Annotated in this window: 10 protein-coding genes; 6 read left to right on the top strand and 4 right to left on the bottom strand. The window is 42.8% G+C overall.

Annotation, left to right across the window (positions count from 1 at the left end; all coding sequences use genetic code 11):
- Positions 1–154 precede the first annotated feature (154 nt).
- Together pbpC and BDD43_RS12795 are read right to left on the bottom strand one after the other, a co-directional pair.
- Positions 155–2,524 carry a penicillin-binding protein 1C gene (pbpC, locus tag BDD43_RS12800; protein ID WP_121198036.1) on the bottom strand — a complete coding sequence of 790 codons (2,370 nt, stop codon included), beginning with the start codon at positions 2,522–2,524 and terminating at the stop codon, positions 155–157.
- 145 nt (positions 2,525–2,669) lie between these two features.
- Positions 2,670–8,273: an alpha-2-macroglobulin family protein gene (locus BDD43_RS12795; protein ID WP_121198035.1), complete on the bottom strand. Its 5,604-nt coding sequence runs from the start codon at positions 8,271–8,273 to the stop codon at positions 2,670–2,672.
- A gap of 244 nt (positions 8,274–8,517) precedes the next feature.
- Between BDD43_RS12795 and BDD43_RS12790 the strand changes: the two genes are divergently transcribed.
- On the top strand, positions 8,518–9,180 hold the full coding sequence (locus tag BDD43_RS12790) for a GDSL-type esterase/lipase family protein (RefSeq protein ID WP_121198034.1): 663 nt from the start codon (positions 8,518–8,520) through the stop codon (positions 9,178–9,180).
- A 35-nt stretch (positions 9,181–9,215) separates the two neighbouring features.
- Complete coding sequence (locus BDD43_RS12785; RefSeq protein WP_121198033.1) at positions 9,216–9,422, top strand: hypothetical protein; 207 nt, start codon at positions 9,216–9,218, stop codon at positions 9,420–9,422.
- Between the two features lie 91 nt (positions 9,423–9,513).
- On the opposite strand, the gene BDD43_RS12780 is transcribed toward BDD43_RS12785, so the two are convergent.
- Positions 9,514–9,777, bottom strand: a complete 264-nt coding sequence (locus BDD43_RS12780; protein WP_121198032.1) for a hypothetical protein — start codon at positions 9,775–9,777, stop codon at positions 9,514–9,516.
- A 39-nt stretch (positions 9,778–9,816) separates the two neighbouring features.
- Here BDD43_RS12780 and BDD43_RS12775 point away from each other — a divergent pair, with 39 nt between their 5' ends.
- The gene (locus BDD43_RS12775; protein ID WP_121198031.1) at positions 9,817–12,204 is read left to right on the top strand and encodes a DUF2339 domain-containing protein; all 2,388 of its coding nucleotides are present in this window, start codon (positions 9,817–9,819) and stop codon (positions 12,202–12,204) included.
- On the top strand, positions 12,197–13,408 hold the full coding sequence (locus BDD43_RS12770) for a hypothetical protein (RefSeq protein ID WP_121198030.1): 1,212 nt from the start codon (positions 12,197–12,199) through the stop codon (positions 13,406–13,408). The genes BDD43_RS12775 and BDD43_RS12770 overlap by 8 nt, the downstream gene beginning before the upstream one ends.
- A 13-nt stretch (positions 13,409–13,421) precedes the next feature.
- Here BDD43_RS12770 and BDD43_RS12765 read toward each other — a convergent pair whose 3' ends face one another.
- Entirely contained in the window at positions 13,422–14,510 is a 1,089-nt protein-coding gene (locus tag BDD43_RS12765) for a pepsin/retropepsin-like aspartic protease family protein (protein WP_121198029.1), read from the bottom strand.
- 309 nt (positions 14,511–14,819) lie between these two features.
- On the opposite strand from BDD43_RS12765, the gene BDD43_RS12760 reads away from it, so the two are divergent.
- Positions 14,820–17,339 carry an XrtN system VIT domain-containing protein gene (locus BDD43_RS12760; protein WP_121198028.1) on the top strand — a complete coding sequence of 840 codons (2,520 nt, stop codon included), beginning with the start codon at positions 14,820–14,822 and terminating at the stop codon, positions 17,337–17,339.
- Entirely contained in the window at positions 17,333–18,661 is a 1,329-nt protein-coding gene (gene xrtN, locus BDD43_RS12755) for an exosortase N (protein ID WP_121198027.1), read from the top strand. The genes BDD43_RS12760 and xrtN overlap by 7 nt, the downstream gene beginning before the upstream one ends.
- Positions 18,662–18,663 lie beyond the last annotated feature (2 nt).

The raw sequence follows: 18,663 nt of genomic DNA, 5'->3' as shown, positions 1-18,663 counted from the left end.
AGAGCTTTGACAACTCTTCAAGGAGTTGTCAAAGCTAAACACGAATAGAAAAAATCTAAACACAAGCGAATAGAAAAAGCTCTTATACCTCCTAAAAATTTTCAAAGTTACCCAAGGCGCATTTGCACATCCGCACATCAACCCTATTTGCACATTACCTCGGTTTATCCTTATCCAAAACCTCAAAAAATATTTGCAGCCTGCTGCCGTTGGCATCAACAAGGGTTAGTTTGTGTTTGCCTGCCGGGGGATTGAGGGCTAACTGGTGATAGTTTACGGTTTCGCCGATGTACCTATCATCCAGATGCCAAAATATTTTGATGCCCGATTGGCGGTGCGCGGCTGTGCATACCATGCGGCCGCGCGAGCCGTCGGCTTCCAGCGGCACGTAGACTCTTGCGCCATCTTTAGGGTATATTAAATCCATAGGCCGTTGCTGTGTAGTCGACTGGCAATCGGCCCAGAAAGGCGGCAAGGGTTTATACTGGTAGTTTTTTGCCTTATAATAAAATTCCATTGCCGGTGGCAGTACAAACCAACTTTGATGCAACATATTGAGCGGACCTTCGCAGCCGGAATTTACCTGCCATTTGCCGCTACCATCTAAATGAATAAGCTGGTGCCAGGGGCAAACGGGAGCCTTCAATCCGCTTTTGGGAACAAGTAGCGTATCTACATCATTACAATTATCGCCGGCACGGAAACCACTTTGGCGGCACACGGCAACATGCGCCATTTCGCCGTAAGGCATATCAAACCAATCGCGGGTAACGGGCAGTAAACGAAAAACCTCGAACAGGATGGGTGCGGCTGTATTTACGCCGATAAGTCCCGGTCGGCCCTCGCCATTGGTATTGCCAACCCATACACCCACCACATAGCGCGGCGTAACGCCAATTGCCCAACCATCGCGAAAGCCAAAGCTTGTGCCTGTTTTCCAGGCTATGCGCTGGGTACTGCTAAACTGCTGCCACAGCATCTCGTCGCCGGGGCGCATAACTTCTTCCATTGCCTGTAAGGTGTAATAAATGGACGCCGCGTCCATTATTCCGCCTTTTTCTAAAACAGGTTTGGGGGCCGCGGTTGCCGTGTAAACGGGGCTATGAAAATCGGCAGCGTTATATAAACCTTTGTAACGGCTATAATGGTTAAGTACCCGCGCCATATCTGCGTAAGCACCGCTTAATTCCCAAAGGTTGTTTTCGCCGCCACCCAGTATGAGCGATAGGCCGTAATAATCGGCAGGCTGTTTAAGCGTGGTAACGCCCATCTTTCGTAACAAAGCATGAAAACGCTCGTATTTATACTGCTGCAACATGCGCACGGCAGGCACGTTGAGCGAACGCGCCAAAGCCTTTGAAGCAGGTACTGCACCATCGTAACCCAAATCAAAATTTTCGGGATGATAACCTGCTATCTGGGTTGGAATATCCGGAATTAAACTATTGGGCAATATCAAACCATCATGCATCATGCTCGCATACAGCAGTGGTTTTAAGGTACTGCCGGGGCTGCGGGGGGCGCCTATTACATCCACATTGCTTTGAAGCTCCGGGTCCTCAGTATGGAATATGTTGCCAACGTAGGCCAGCGTTTGCCCGGTTTCCACATCAAGCACAATAGCTGCGGCATTCCTGATGTCGTTAGCTTTAAGTATCTGGTGATGACGTTCTAAAATATCAGTTACATTTTGCTGTAGAGCGCTGTTAATTGTGGTTGTGAGTCGCGTCCCGTTTTTATCGTTTGCGGAGTGGTCGTTTTTAAAACGGTCGAGCAAATGCGGTGCTAACTGCGGCAAAGGCATGGGCCTGTCGGGCACGGGTTCCAGTTTAGCCAGCTTGGCGGTGGTGGCATCAATGATGTGTTGGGCGCAAAGCCTATCTAACAATAAGTTGCGTTTTTTGATAAGGATGAGCCGGTTTTTACCGGGATGAACCAGCGACGGCGAATTTGGCAAAACAGCCAAAGCTGCCATTTCGCCCCACGAAAGTTTATCGGCACTGCGGCCAAAATACCGCCACGATGCGGCATCTAAACCAACCACATTACTGCCAAATGGCGCATTGCTGGTATATAAAGCCAGTATTTCGGCTTTTGAATGGGTAAGTTCCAGGCGCATGGCGCGCACAAGCTCTATCAGTTTTTGCCAAACCGTGCGGTGGTTGCGGGTTGCCAACCTTATAACCTGCATAGTTAAAGTACTTCCGCCGCTTACTACGTGTTTGTGGCCCATGTTTTGTTTAATGGCGCGGCCCAGAGCAAGCACATCAAAACCGGGGTGATGCTCAAAGCGTTTATCTTCGAAAGCTATGATACAGGCCTTAAATTTAGCCGGTACTTTAGCGTTATACGGAAAACGCCATTGCCCGTCGGACGCGATGGAAGCACCCAATAGCTGCCCCTGACTATCGTCGATAACAAACGAAGTTGGCGCATTAAACAACTGCCGGGGCAAGCAAAACCAAAATGCCACCAGCAATGCCAATGCTATACAACCAATAATGAGTCTCTTTTTAAATTTCACAACATCTTATCGATAATTATGTAATTCCGTCCACAGGGATAAATCGTCTGTTTGGACTTAGTCTGTTGTGGACTTATCGCTTACAAAAGATTTCTCCCTGTGGACGGAATTACATTGCGTTGTTTAGAATACGTAAACTCAACCGCTACTTAACCACCTCAACCCATTGCCCTTTATTTAAAGCGCTAATTGTTGTGTTGTACATCGCTTCGCAATATACGGGTGGCTGGTAAAATTTGCCTAAATATGCGGCGTTTAACATTACGTAATAGGTTACTTCCTTATTTTCGAACAGGCTGAAATAGGTGTTTACCCGGTCGTCGCGGATGTCGCGATAGTCAGATTCTGACGATTTAAAAGCTTCGTCGTTGTCCATCATCCGGGTGTTCAATATTTCCCAACCTGAGGGGAATATCTGCGAGAGTGCCATGTTATCATACCTGCCCCTCCTTCCCGGATTTTTTATGGTTACCGAGGCCACAAAATCGGTACCCTGTTTTAGTTTTGAAGCATCAACCGGGATGCCTTTGAGCGAGAAATAACTCACCTTCATTTGTAAAATATCGGGGTTATTTATCGGCTTCACGTTTTCGCCGGTAATAGGCTGCCCCTTTTGTATGAGGCGAACGTATAGCCGGTTTTTACCCGTATTCTGGATAGCTACCTTGCCGGTTTGCAACTTAACCGGTAACGACCACAGATAGGTACCCGAAGATACACTGCCTTTTGCACCGTTATTTTGATAGTTAAACAACAGCTTACTTCCGGATGCGTTTTTGCCACAGTATTCGGCAATGGCTACAAGGCAATAGGCAGTAGTTTGGGTACTATACCAGTCGTTTTGCGAAAAACGCTGTGCAACCGTGCGTAATAAACCCGCCGCCTGTGCTCGCTGGCCTAACAAAGTTAAAGTTTCGAGTATCATGGCCTCGTCGCGCAGGTCGCTGCCGTAGGTGCCGTACAGGGTGTAGTAAGGTTTAATAGTTGTTGGCAAGTTGCTTATCATGCGCAAGCCTACTTCCGCTTGGCCGGCCAGTTTGTATGCAGAGGCAAGCCTCCATTTGGCTTCTATGCTTATATACGGAAACTCTTTAAGCCTGTTCATGGCGCCAAGCTCGGGGGCGTGAGCCAGGGCCAGTAAGTATAAACGATAAGCCTGAACCAGATCGGCACCATAAAAACTGCGCGAATCGGGCGCCCACGAAAGGGCTTTTTGCTTTTGATAGTTTTTCCAATGCTCAATAAACCCGGCAGGTAACGCATAGCCTGCAGCCTGCGCGGCTAACACAAAATGGCCTGCATAATTGGTTCCCCATTCGTCGGGTTCGGGGCCGTCGGGCCAATAGCTCAGGCCACCGCCTTTGAGTTGGAAGGCTTGCAAACGGGCTATGGCTACCTTAATATTACGGTCGGCAAAAGCCTTTTGCGACGGTGATAAATCCGTAACCTGCCCCAAATACAATTGCGGAAACGCTGCCGATGTAGTTTGCTCTACACAACCATGCGGATAATCTATCAGGTAATCTAAGCGTTTTGCTAAATTAAGTGCCGGGATATTTGAAACTTCCATTGTAGTTTTATTGGTTCCGGTTACACCTATGGCGTTGTAAGCGGCGTTCCAGCTTTCGCCGGGAGCAAGTTCCTTGTCAATAATTTGGGTGATGGGCGGGTTAGGGTTGCGCACATTTAGTTCTACATCAAAGGCTGCTTTTTCGTTACCGCTTTGTGCAATTACGTGCACTTTGCCTACGCCAATAAAGTTTTTCACCGTTAAATCGAACGTTACCATTTGCTCGCCAGGTTTATCAAAATTGATGGTTTGCGAATTATTGCCACCCAGGTTATCAAACGCGTTCGATTGTATTTGGATGTTAACTGTGCGCACATTGTTTTCCATAGCAAAAACGGTTACCGGCAACTGTATCTTTTCGCCGGGGCCCAAAACGCGAGGCAGGGTAGCGAGTATCATTAACGGTTTTTTAACAGCAACAACTTTATCGGCAGTGCCATAGGCGGCCTTGTGCCCGGCAATTACCATGGCCTTAACCGAACCTATGTATTGCGGCAGCGTAAAAGGATGTGTTTTTGTTTGGCCGGCGGCTAAATGGAACGGACCCATAAATTTAACCACAGGCTTAAACCTGTTTACCGATATATTTTTGTTGAGCGACCGCCCTCCGGCATCACCACCTATGCTTAAAATACGTTCCAGGTCGCCGCCAAAGGCTCCTATTACGTAATCAAACAAGTCCCAGGTTTTTACGCCCAGAGCCTCACGCGCGTAAAATGCCGAATGCGGGTCGGGAGTTTTAAAGTTGCTAATATCCAGTAAACCCTCGTCAACAATAGCCACAGTATAAGTCATTTCCTTGCCCGATGCTTCGGACACGGTAATGGCCGACCGTGTTTCGGGCCGTATCTTATCGGGCATATTAATAACGGGTTTTAATATGGTGGCCGGGTTTTCAACCAATAGTGGGATTGCGCCATACATGCGTATAGGCAAATCGTTAACGGTTTGCGAGTGCGGTTGCAGCAGCGTAACGTTAACAAACACGTTGGGCGCCATAGTTTCGTCAACCTTAAAATGATATTGGGTTTCGCCTTTTTGCGTATTTATCCAATCGGTTTTTAAAACCCGTGTACCGTTTTCAAAACTGATAAGTGCACGGCCATTGGCTGGCGTTGGTATGGTTAACACGGCATCCTCGCCCACGGTATAACTCGGTTTGCTTGATGTGAACGAAAGCATTGATGCTTCGGTAGGGTTATCCTGCTGTAAACGCTGCGCGTAATTAGGCCAATCGAAGTAAACAATTTTGCCTGTGCTGTGGCCGGTTACATCGTCTTTAACCTTAATGAGGTAACGGCCCCAATCCTGGTCGTTAATTTTGAGGCCCCATTTAGCACGGCCATTTTCCAGTGTGATGGTTGCCGTGCTAACCAGTTTGTTGTATTTATCCTGCGTAAAATTGCTTACGGTATTCCCGGTATTATCCCACCACCAGCTCCATTTAATTTTATAAAGTTCAACCTGTACCTTGCGCTGACCCAGCATCAGGTTGCCCTTGGTATCAACATCTACAACATCAAAATAATGCGGCTGGCCGGTATAAAGCATCCCCGAAAGGGCATTACCCTTTTCGGCTTTAATGCCTACGTAGCCAGGGTAAACGTTATATGGCATACTAACCTGGTTAATACTAAAGTTGCCTCCGGGCTCAAAAACCTTAACCATAAAGTTAGCTTTAAGCTGGCCGGGTGCTTGCTTTTCTACATTAATATCGGCATCTATTTTGGTGTTGCCTTCGGCATCTAAACGCCCGTCGAAAACGTTTTGCACCTGGGTATCAAAATTAAGTGTAGGGTCGTCAAAGTCGTAACCTTCAAAATCCTTAAAAGTTGTTTTTTGTGATGACAGATAAGCATCAACCTTGGCCTTTAAATTTTGCGCTATGCCGCCAAATAACCATTTGGCATTGAGCATGCCACCTGTATTTTGCCCCTTGGTTAATTGGGTTTGGTTACCAAAGCTTAGGTTAAGCTTTAGGCGGTTAGGCATTATGGTTTCTATTTTAATATTTTTTTCGAAAGTGGCTCCGCCAACTTTCACCTTGGCTGTCCAGTTGCCGGTAACATCGGATGTTTGGGTGGCCAGGTGGAAACTGTAAAAACCATCTACCGAGTTTGTGCGCGTTACGGTACTGTACAACTGCCCCATCGGGTTGTAAAAATTGAGTTCAACAGGATGGTCGGCAGGTAACTTATTTTGTTTGTCCTCCAAAATAAACGACACATAAATGCTATCGCCCGGGCGCCATACGCCGCGTTCGCCGTATATAAAACCTTTTATACCGTTTTGTACCTGCTCGCCACCAACATTAAAGCGCGTTAGCGGTAACGAACTTCCATCGTCAAGCTTTAAATAGCCACGTTCATCGCCGCGTTTAGCCACTAACAGGTAGGGTTTGCGTTTCAAATCAAACTTAGCCAGCCCGTAGTTATCGGACGTTACTTTGGCGATGATCTGTTTTTGATAATCCAACAGATTGAGCTCAATACCGGCAATGGGTTGTGCCGTTAAAATATCGGTAGCTATAACAACCATGCTGTTATCGGTGCCGCGCTTGGCAACCAGGCCAATGTTTGATGCGATGATATTGCGCGTGGCCCATTTTTGTTTGTTGTAGTACGAATCGGTACAGGGGTTATCCCTATCGGCCCAGTTAAAGCCGGATGGGTAATAGCTATCATATCTCGACCAAAAATCATCGTCCTCGTCGCTCACGTTGCCGCCACTGCTACCATAGCCGCCGCCATAATATTCGCTATCTTCTTCGCTATCAGGCTTAACAGCGGCGCCGCCTGCCTTGCAACTGTATAACGAATACTGTTTGCGGAAACCAATAATTACCCTGTAAATTGCCCCCGGTTCGGCGCGGAACAATTTATCAATATCAAGCATAAAACGCGTTTTTTTATTGAGGTTAACCGTTTTATCGCCATCTAACCTAATGGTTTTTTGTACAATGGGTTTACCCACGCGGCGCAATTCGTTATCGCCGTTAATATCATTATTTTGAAAGTACTGGGGTACATTATCTTCATATATCTTAATAATGGTAACATCTACCGCGTTTAAGTTAACGGCCTCAAAAGGCATCAGCAATTTACCCGAACTTGGCAATATTACGCCCTTGCCGGGGATGGTAACGGCAGGCAGTTTGTTTTCAAAAAATACGTTGGCGGTATAATTTTTCTTTATTTTTTTGTGAGCAATGTTTTCGATGCCCTGGTTTACAAAAACGGTATAATTACCATCTAACCGCTCGGTGGTGTAAACCTTTACCGTGCTGCCTTCAATGGTGTAGGCAGGCTCGGTGGTATTGCTAATGCCTATCAGCCCGTTTAGCTCCTGCCCTATCATTATCGCATCCGAAAACTGAACAAGCACATATTGTTCCTGATCCTGAACGGCCTTAATATCCAGCACGCGGAAATCGCCAATGGCGGGTATCTCAAATTTTTGATAGCCCTTTTTATCCAACCCCAGGCTGCTGCCGTCCCAGGTTACGGTAAGCGGGTTTATGGTATTTGGTAAACGTTGCAGTTTATCAATAGTAAAGTTATGAGTGTGGGTATAGCTGTTATGCTGCCAGCTAATATGTACCGCTGAACTGTAACTCACGTTTATCAGTTTTTCTACCGTTTCGTTTTTTTCGTCATCGGCGGTTTGGATAACGCCGTCAAGTTTCATCTGATCGGCTGAGGTGCGGGTTGCAGTTTGCAAGCCGGTAAAAGTAACGGTAAAATCGGGCTTGGTAGTTTGGAACGAAAACACAAAAGTTTGGTAGTGCTGGGCAACTTTTATAACCTTGCCCAGCTTAAAAGTGGCAGTGTATTGCTTATCTGCATCCAAATTTTTTTGCGGCTTAAACTCAATGGTGCGTGCATCAACCCAGTAAGCCTTGCCTTTTACCGCAGGCGAAATTTCGAAAACGCCGTTAGGCAGTGTTTCGTTTTGCACATGGGTACCCTGCACCTTATCGGCAAGGCGGATACGGATAGTGCTTTCTTTAGAAATAATACCCGAGGTGTACGACTCGATGTATTTACTAAACGAACTATCAACCATAGTTTGGGCTGCCCGGTGCTGTAACGAATACGCAACTAAGCCTACTAAAACCAGAAACAAAATTGCAGGCAAAATGCTCGCTTTACTAAAAAGAGAGCTTTTAAATGATGACATGTGGGGTTGGATTTTGTGATGGAAATTAGCTAATTTTTTAAATAAAAAAGCAATTTTGAAAAAATATTTATTTGAAAACTATAATATATTTACGCAACTTTTAACGGACAGTCGGCAGAAAAAAATTAGCAATAACAGCCTATTTACAACTGTAAAAAAATACCCCAAACTGAAAAAGAAACATTTTTATGGCTGGTTTGAAAGATAAAATACTACCTTGACCACGATTTTTTTTAAGCCCCTTATGCGGAGATACCTCATTATAGCAACCTCATTATTACTGCTTACTAACCATGTAAACGCCCAAAGTAAACATGACTATTGGGACGACGTGCAAACCATTAAAAATTTTGATAAAATGTACAAAGCACCCGCGCATCCGGTGCTGTTTGTGGGTAGTTCGTCTATACGTAAATGGGACGATGTGGAATATACATTTGCGCAATACCACGCACTTAACCGCGGCATTGGCGGTGCAGTAATAAACGATATTATTTATTATGCCGACGACCTGATTTTTAATTACAAACCACGACAAATTGTGCTTTACGTTGGCGAAAACGATGTATTGAGCCCCATAAACAATGGCGATACTATTTTTAACAGAACGCTAAGGTTATATAAACATATCCGCGCCCAAATGCCGGGGGTGCCTATAGTTTATATCTCTATTAAACCAAGCCCTTCGCGCCAGAAGTATATCCAAAAAGTGATTGATGCCAACAAACTGATAAAAGCCTTTTTAGCCAGCGAAAAAAATGTGGTTTATGTTAATATTTTTGATAAAATGGTTGATAAAGAAGGCAAACCCCAACCAGAACTTTTTGTTGCCGATATGCTGCACATGAACCGCGATGGTTACGATATATGGAAAAAGGCCATTAAACCACATCTACTTAAAGAATAAAACAAACAATTAACCCGTTAAATGCTTTTGAGCATATGAAAGTACTTGCCATATCGTTAATAGTTTTAGGAGCGGTGATGCTCATTTGGACAGGATTTACTTACACACGCAAAGAGAAAGTAGTTGACGTTGGTCCCTTACAAATATCTGCCGATCGCCAACATAACGTTAACTGGCCACCCTACGCCGGTGGCATTTTAATTGTTGCAGGTGTAGTGGTTTTGGGTGCTGCCAAAAAATAAGCTTAACTGTTAATTTGGTAACTGGCTATTGGTAAATTACCATTTACCCAAATATCTCTGATAAGGTGATCTACTTGCCTCTAAGCACCGTCTAAAACCGGTTGATGATCGTATTTAACGAGCGACCTAAGCTTAGTTTCGCCGGCTTAGGATAAAAACTTTCAACAGGCCCCTCCACGCGTGCCTTAGGTATTTCAACAACCTTTGCAAAAATATAGCCTAACCTTTTATTCTCTTCGTCAATAAAAGTAAATAATTCGCCAAGGCAGGAATGTACAGATTGCAAAAATTTGTGAAAGGCGGCACGTGGGTTTTCGTAATCAGGGATATGCCAATCGCCCAAATTGCATAGCATTCATATTTGCTTATATTTATCAATCTTAACATTTAAAAAATGGATGTATTTATTTTGCTGCTGCTCCTGGTGATACTCATCGTTCAGTTTACCCAAAAAAACAGCTACAATGAGAAACTTAACGAACTGCAAGACAAAATACTGAGTCTGCAACAACTGGTTAAGCAAAGTATACAAACCAAGCCTCCCACTGTTGAAAACCCAAAGCCATATACGCCGCCAGTTACCGAAAGGCCGAATGTGGTTGTCACAGATAAAATACCTGAGACGCCTAAACCCGCAGCCCCCCCAATAAAACCCGTACCTGCGGAATTTATTGAACGGCATGAAAAAGTTATTGCCGCCCCTACCTCCGTTATTAAAAGGCCGATAATGGCGTCGGACACGCCACCACCCCAATATCAGCATCCGGAACCAGAACTATCTTTTTTTGACAAACACCCCGATTTGGAGAAGTTTATAGGCGAAAACTTAATTAATAAAATTGGCATAGCCATATTGGTACTGGCAATTGGCTTTTTTGTTAAATACGCAATTGATAATAACTGGATTGGCCCGGTTGGGCGTGTAGGCATTGGCGTGCTTTGCGGCGGTATACTAATTGGCCTGGCTCATGCTATGCGCAATTCTTACCGGTCGTTTAGTTCGGTATTGGTTGGCGGTGGGCTTGCCGTTTTATATTTTACTATAACGCTGGCCTATCACCAGTTCCATTTGTTTAGTCAAACTACATCGTTTATTATACTCATTGTTATTACCTGCTTTGCAGTTGCCTTATCGCTACTTTATAATAAGCAAGAGCTTGCCGTAATAGCTTTGCTGGGTGGCCTAAGCAGTCCGTTTATGGTAAGCGGCAATCAAGCCAATTACCACGCCTTGTTTATCTACATCATCATTTTAAATACCGGTCTGTTGGTTATTGCCTATAACAAGCTATGGCGTATATTAAATATTACCGCATTTGTATTAACCATACTGGTTTGCGCAGCTGTTATTTATACCCTGCCCAACGCGGCTAACACAACCTGTTTTTTATACACCAGCATATTATACCTGCTTTATTTTGGCATTAACGTTGCCAATAATGTAAAAGAAAACAAAACCTTCATCGCATCCGATTTTACAATTTTACTGGTGAACACCGGCTTGTATTTTGGCGCAGGGCTATACCTGCTCACAGCAATGCAACACCCTGAATTACGCGGATTATTTTCGGCAGGTTTGGGTGGCATAAACCTGGTACTATCATACATATTATTTAAAAATAAAAAAGCAGATGCCAATATCATTTACCTGCTTATTGGCATAACGCTAACTTTTTTATCCCTCACTGCGCCAATACAGCTACATGGCCATAATATCACTTTGTTTTGGGCTGCCGAAACTGTGTTGTTGTACTGGCTGTACCAAAAATCAAAAATTGAGTTAATGAAATTTACTTCGTTAATTATATGGATAGCTATGCTGTTAAGCTTATTGATGGATTGGATAAATGTTTACGGTTCAACCACTTTGGCACTTAGCGTTATTGCCAATAAAGGCTTTATAACTACGCTGGTGGTATCGGTTAGTTCGTGCCTTTTGGCCACCTTGATAGCTAAAGATGAAAACAAAGAAATTTATAATGTACAAATAAGCATTAACCTTTATAAATACACAGCATTAGTATTGCTGTTTTTAAGTGGCTTTTTTGAAATTAACCATCAGTTTTTAAGCCGGTATCCTAATACGGCCCTAAATAATTTGTACCTGATGCTTTATGCGCCGGCATTTGTTTACGCGTTTTATTTACTATCAAAAAAACTACCTGCAATAAAACTCAATTGGCGCATAAGCGCAGCTATATTGGCGATGTGCATAACAGTTTACCTGGCCTTTAGCCCACAGTTTTTTGATGTACAGTACAGCATATTGGTGGATGGTAAAATATCCGCTATGCATTTTGCGGCGCATTGGTTAGGTTTTGTATTTGTTGGGTTGCTATTTTATCAGTTGGCAATGATAGCCAAAGAGCATATACCCGAGGTAGATATGATAACCTGGGTACTATCGGCAGCCATTGTACTATTTTTGAGTTTAGAAGTTTGTTTGGCTAACAATGAGCTATTTTATTCCAGAGCTACCACTATCAATAATATGGAAACCAACTATATTAAGGTTGGTTTGCCCATACTTTGGGGACTGGCATCGTTCGCGCTGATGTGGTTGGGTATGCGCAACAAAGTTAGAACCTTGCGTATTGTATCGTTAACCTTATTTACAATTACATTAGTTAAACTGTTTGTTTTCGACATTCAGAATATTCCGCCTGCGGGCAAAATTGCGGCATTCTTTTGCCTGGGGGTATTGTTACTCATCATATCGTTCATGTATCAAAAAGTTAAAAAAATTATTGTTGAAGATGCTAAACCACAACCAAATGAATAGAGGCTTTTTAACATTATTGCTGGTTTTAATTTTTAATTTCCTTTGTGCGCAACAAGCATTTAAATACCGCGCTAACCTACCCCAAGTAGATTCGGCGGGGTTTTATAAAATTGCTTTGTTGCCATCGTTAATAGCAAAATGCCAACCCGATTTGGCCGATATACGGATAAACGACGCCAATGGAAAAACCGTTACTTTCATTTTTGGCGACCAGCTACCTATTGATGCTAAGAAAGATTTTGTAACTTTTCCGCAAACAAAATATAAACCGCAAACAGACACGGCAAGTATTTTTATAGCCGAAAACGTTAATCGCTTTGCCATAAATTCATTAGCCATCACTATCCGTAATACGGCGGTGAGCCGTACAATAAACCTATCCGGCAGCGACGATTTGAAGCATTGGTATGCAATAAAGGAAAACATTGAATTAGCAACACCTAACGCAGCTCATAACGCAACATATCAGCAAAGTTTCGATATTCCTTTCAGCAATTATCGTTATTTTAAGATCGACGTAAATCATAAAAATAAAGATGGTATAGCCATTGTTAATGTTGGTATTGATAAAAAGCAAATTATACATTCGCCAACTTATACCCCAATCGAAGGCAGCAGTTTCTCCCAAAAAGATAGTGATAAGATAAGTTACATCACCGTTAAGTTTGATGAAGCTTATCAAATTAATCAACTAAAATTACAAATTGCAGGTGCTAAGTATTATAAACGTAAAGTGCGTATTTACCAGGTAAATAATGGCGAAGAGTCGCTTGTTAATGAAACTGAGATCACTTCGCTATCAGCACCGCTGCTTAATTTATCGGCTAAGACCAAAGTAATTAAGATACAGATTTTAAACGATGACAATCCGGCGATAATTGTTCAATCAGTAAAGGCTTTACAGTTAAACAAATGGCTTATTTGCTATCTGGAAAAAAGCCAGCAATACCACCTTTTGTTTGGCGATAGCACAGCCGTGGCACCGCAATACGATTTGAATGCCTTTACCGATAGCCTCCACCAACAGTTACCGGTTATTGCGTATACAGGTATAATCGCTAATCCGGCACATCTTGTTACAGCGAGCAAACCCCCTTTTACCATACCTCAGTGGGCAATTTGGGTTGCTATTGTGCTTGTGGTGGGCGTATTGGCCCTGCTTACTTTTAAAATGACGGCCGAAGTAAACAAAAGATCGGTTTAGTAACTGCGGTATATCAATTATTTTTTAAACCTATCTGGTGGTTGGTGTAATCGGTTAAATATTCGTTGCTGATAAAAAAGTCGAGGCTAAAAATAGTACGGTAATCGCCGGTATTATTGGGGTTTTGTATTTCGGTTAAATTGGCGGTACTTGCTGTGTAGTACGAATAGGTAAAACCCATATTCGTTTTTATTGATACCAATGTGTTTGCAGGCAAATTGCCAATTGCGGAAGCGGTTTTATCTTCAATAACTGTAACTGATGGCGTACCGGTATCAAACAGTATTTGTCCGTCGATAGTTTTGCCGCTGTACGTGATAGTTGCCGATATATTTGCCGAGTACCCGCCCGAACTTGAATAAGTAAGCGGGTGCATAATAAAACCGGATGAAGTAAGATCGGACGGGATGAGGCCGATAGTTAATAAACCGGCCATGTAAGTACCCGTTGAATTAAAGCCACCGCTGGTAAGCGTGGCCAGCTTAAAGCCGTTGGTTACACCACTGGGTATATCAAAATAACTTAGCGGACTAGCTATTAAAGTGCTTGCATAACTGGTGCCCGGGCCCACGCCAAAAACATCGCTCGAGTGCGCCTGATATACGTAGCCTGTTTGGTCAACAATTTTGTAGTATAAAAAAAACGGTATACGCTTGGTTGTAATCTGCCCCCGCGAATCGCCGAGTTTTATGGCTGCATATGCCAGGTAACCATACTCTTTAGTGGAGCTTATGTTATCGCCATAGGCCATTATTAGTTGCCGGCCTTTAATGGTAATGCCGTTGGTAACTACCGAATCGCCGGTAAAGGTTATGCCCGAGCTGGTTATCATGGCATCGGGTATCAGGCCATGAGCATCCATCGTCATGCCGGTAGATCCCGTATCAAATGCACCAACAAAAGTAGTATCTTTAGTACCCACCTTTGATACCACAATAAATATCCTTTTATTAACCCCGCTTGCATACTCATAAAGACCAAGAGTAGCTATTGGTGTAGCGGGTGCAGGGTCGTTATTCTTTTTTTTACAAGATGTAAATACAGATACCGAAACCAGCAAAAAAAGCAAAAACAACTGCTGATAAGTATATATTTTTTTCATAGACTGTTACAATAGATTAAATAAAGCGGGATTGTGAAGTATAACGTAAAAGCCACAATGTTGTTATAATGGTTAATTATTTTCTGCTTGTTTAATCATAAATTATTTAAAACGGTACCCCACGGCTAGCCTGCTCATTTAAACACAAATAAATTTGGAATAACTATTTTTAATTATTTACTTTGAAAATAAAAGTACTTTTATAAATTTACAACATGAAACGAACGCCAAATCAGTCAATTAATACCTTGTAAAACAGTTACCTATTTTTTTATCCATAAACTTTGAAATGCAAAGTACTTTAATAATATGAAAAAATTAAAATCTCTCCTTCCGCCAGACGGCGTATCAACAACCGGGCTGGTACTGGTCATTTTTTCGGCAATTATATTTGCCTCTACCGCACGGCTTGAGCATCGCTCAATTTCGGGTGTTTTTTTTATCAATTACCTGCTATCGGTTGTCTATCTGCTCACCGTATTTATCCGCACCTTTTCGCTGCACGGGTGGAAACTATCCCACGGAAAACTGGAGCACACCGTACTTTTGTTAATACTTTGGTTTATAAGCGCATTTGCCTTAAACCGGGAGATGGCTGTATTTTACAATTCGGTTAACTGGTTATGCATATGGCTTTTTATTTCGAGCGTAACATTATTGTTTGTTGCACTTTATAAACCACTCTCGGGTATTTTTAAATACGTGGTTTTTTGCCTGTTGGGTGCTGCATTATTGTTATTTACCTATTACACCATTTTTTTACTGCCACTTTATATCATCAGTTTTATAGGTATAATTGCCATAGGTATTTCACTACATACGTTTGTACCATTGCTGCTAACTACAGTTACGGCAATTATTGTGATAAGAGCCGCAAAGCAGGATGCCAAGGTAATATATGCCGTGCTATCGGGCTTTTTACTACCTGTTATGTTGTGCGCTATCTTCTTAATTAAATGGAATACAGCCAACAAACAAATAAACCTTATACTTAACCAGAGCACTTTAAATGGCACTAAATTGCCGGCCTGGGTGCTGGTTAGCCAACGTATCAAAAAATCGTCATTAACGGAGCGTATGCTTAAAGCTGGCCTGGTTTACCATGCCGCCAACCCGGATGGCAACCTATTTTGGAGCGGTATGCCTTCGCACTCCTTCGACCAACCCAAAGAGCATGATCCGTTTGTGGTAATAGCAACATTATTGTTTAAAAAACCAAATCTGGACGAGGAGGAACGCATCAAGATACTAAAATCAATGTACGATGCCCGCCACCATGCACAAGAACGCTTATGGAGCGGAGACGAACTGGAAACTGTTAGTGTTATCAGCAACGTTAAACTTTTCCCCGAATACCGGATGGCGTATACCGAAAAAACCCTATCCATCCGTAATAATTCGGTATCAACCTGGAGCAAGCAGGAGGCCATTTACACGTTCCATCTTTCAGAAGGCTCAGTTGTTTCGTCACTTTCGTTGTGGATAAACGGCACCGAACAAAAATCAAGATTAACCACTAAGGCTAAGGCCGATTCGGCTTACCACCAGATTGTTGGAGTTGAATCGCACGACCCGTCAGTTATCCACTGGCAAGAAGGTAATACGGTAAGCGTAAGGATATTCCCCGTTACCTCTACCGACAACCGAAAGTTTAAAATAGGCATTAGCAGTCCGCTGAAAAAAACCGGCAACCGACTTGTTTATGAGAACCCGTATTTTGAGGGCCCAGCAGCCGATGGTGCTTTGGAAACGATGCAACTATCATTTTCGGAGCAACCAAAAAATTTATTAATACCTACCGAATTTGAAAAAAGCAGCACTGATGTTTACCGCGCCAACAGAGATTATGAGCCCGACTGGGAAGTATCTTTTAGCGCGCCTGCACTTGCTAATGCCGTTTTTGCTTTTGCCGATACCGCCTACCAGGTTAAACAATACAGTGAACAGTTGGAAACTTTTGACCCAACCGCCATTTACATTGACCTTAACAATGCCTGGAGCAAAGAAGAGCTAAAACAGATTTTAGATGAAGTTAAAACCAAGCCGGTTTACGTATTTCAGGATAAACTAATAAAGCTTAATGCCGATAACCTAAACGAGATTTACCAGTTGATGGCCGATCAGAATTTTACGTTGTTCCCTGTTCAGGAAATTGCGAATGCAGATAAGGCTTTGCTCATCTCTAAAAGTAACGAAACGGCACCTAATTTAAACGATTTAGATGGCAGCGAGTTTGCAAGTGGCTTAACTCATTATTTAAAGCACAAACAGTCTATCAGGTTTTATAATATTGGCGATAAAACAAGTCCGTATTTAAAGGCTTTGAAAGAATTGAGAGTACTAAACTATACCAGCGGCACCGAAACCAACCTGTTGGCCCTGCTAAACAAGCACCAGTTTGTAAAAAACCAGGAAAACGATTCCCTGGTAGTTTTAAACGGTGCGCAATTAGCCATCCAAAAAACAAAAGGTGCCCCTACCCTAAACGCTCCCGACCATTTGCTGCGCCTGTTTGCCTACAACGATATTATGAAAAAAGTGGGCACAAGTTATTTTAGCGGTAGCTATATACAGCCTGATATTATAAATGAGGCCCAAAAAGCTTATGTAGTTTCGCCGGTATCAAGCCTTATTGTACTGGAAACAAAAAAAGATTATGAACGCTTCGGTATCGACGAAAGCAAGAACAGCCTCAAAAACGCTTCGATGCAATCATCCGGCTCGGTACCCGAGCCGCGCGAATGGCTAATAGTTATAGTAGCCCTTGTAGTTATATGCTGGCTCACTTACAAACCTAAAATTGGCGAGCAAAACAATTTAATATGTTAGCCATTGCATTAAAAAAAGCACAAGGCAATTACACCTGCCTTGTGTTTTGTTTGGTTTACCTAATTATAGCATTGTGGCTTGTACCGGGCTACTTTAGGTGGGATAGTAATGTGTACCTGGGTTTAGGCCTTGCACCCTATATATGCACGCTAAACAAAGAGCAATTATCGCTGCGGTATACTTTACCTGCGTTTTTAAGTATAGGGCTGGCCATTTTATTGCCTGTAAATACACTGCTATTTATAGCCATGCTATTTGCTGCCTTGCTATTTATTGAATGCAGTATAGGCAAAGTAAATTCGGCATTTGTATTTTTAATTTTGTTAATCTCGCCCATATTCGGGCACTTTACACACCTGTTTGAGTTTCCGGTAAGGCTATGGCTTACTCAGGTAGTAAGCCAGGTATTAAGTTTAGCAGGAACAACCGCAATAGCAGCCGGTAACCAAATACAGCTATCAAAATACCAATTCTCGGTAGACCCCGCCTGCGCCGGGCTTAATATGCTTGTTACCTCGCTTATTATTTGCTTGTTTACGCTTTGCTTCTATCAGCGTAAGCTTAAACGCCAGTTAGGGCTTTGGCATATAGCTTTGGTATTTACAATAACCATTGCTTTAAATGTGGCCTGCAATTTCTTCCGCATATTGCTGCTTGTGTTTTTCAAAATTATGCCGGGCACCTTTTTTCATGATGCTGTAGGTATTGGCTGCCTGTTACTATACGTAATAGTGCCGTTAACAACGGTTACTTCGCCCTTTATTAAGCGTTTCGGGCATGTAAAATTGCAAAGAGAGGCAGCTCATATTTCAGAAAATACCGAAGTTAAATACCTGTGGTTGCATACTATATTTTTAATGGCTATTGTAATTACCTCTTTCAGGCTTGTAAAAGCCGATAGTTTGATAACATCCCCGCCCCCGGTAAACCTGGCAGGATATAAAAAAACATGCTTAGATGGTGGTATAATTAAATTTGAGAATAAAGAGGCACTCATTTATGTTAAGCCAACCCTATTTTTTGCACCCGAACATGACCCTATGATATGCTGGAGAGGCAGCGGCTACCGCCTGGAAAATGTAAAAGCCGAACAAATAAGCGGCCATAATATTTATACTGCCACATTACAAAAAGGGCCATACAAAATATTTGCCGCCTGGTGGTTTGATAATGGTAAAACCCAAACCATAAACCAACTAACCTGGCGCTGCAAAGCGGCACATGGCGACGGAAGTTTTTATTTAATTAATGTAAACGCGGCTACAGCGCAAAGCCTTAATAATAAAGTAACCGCTTTATTTGCCAAACCTTTTAAATTTTGATA

This window comes from Mucilaginibacter gracilis (genome assembly GCF_003633615.1).
Taxonomy (GTDB): Bacteria; Bacteroidota; Bacteroidia; order Sphingobacteriales; family Sphingobacteriaceae; genus Mucilaginibacter; species Mucilaginibacter gracilis.
The sequence above is the reverse complement of the archived record's forward strand: the minus strand, read 5'-3'. Positions and strand labels throughout refer to the sequence as shown.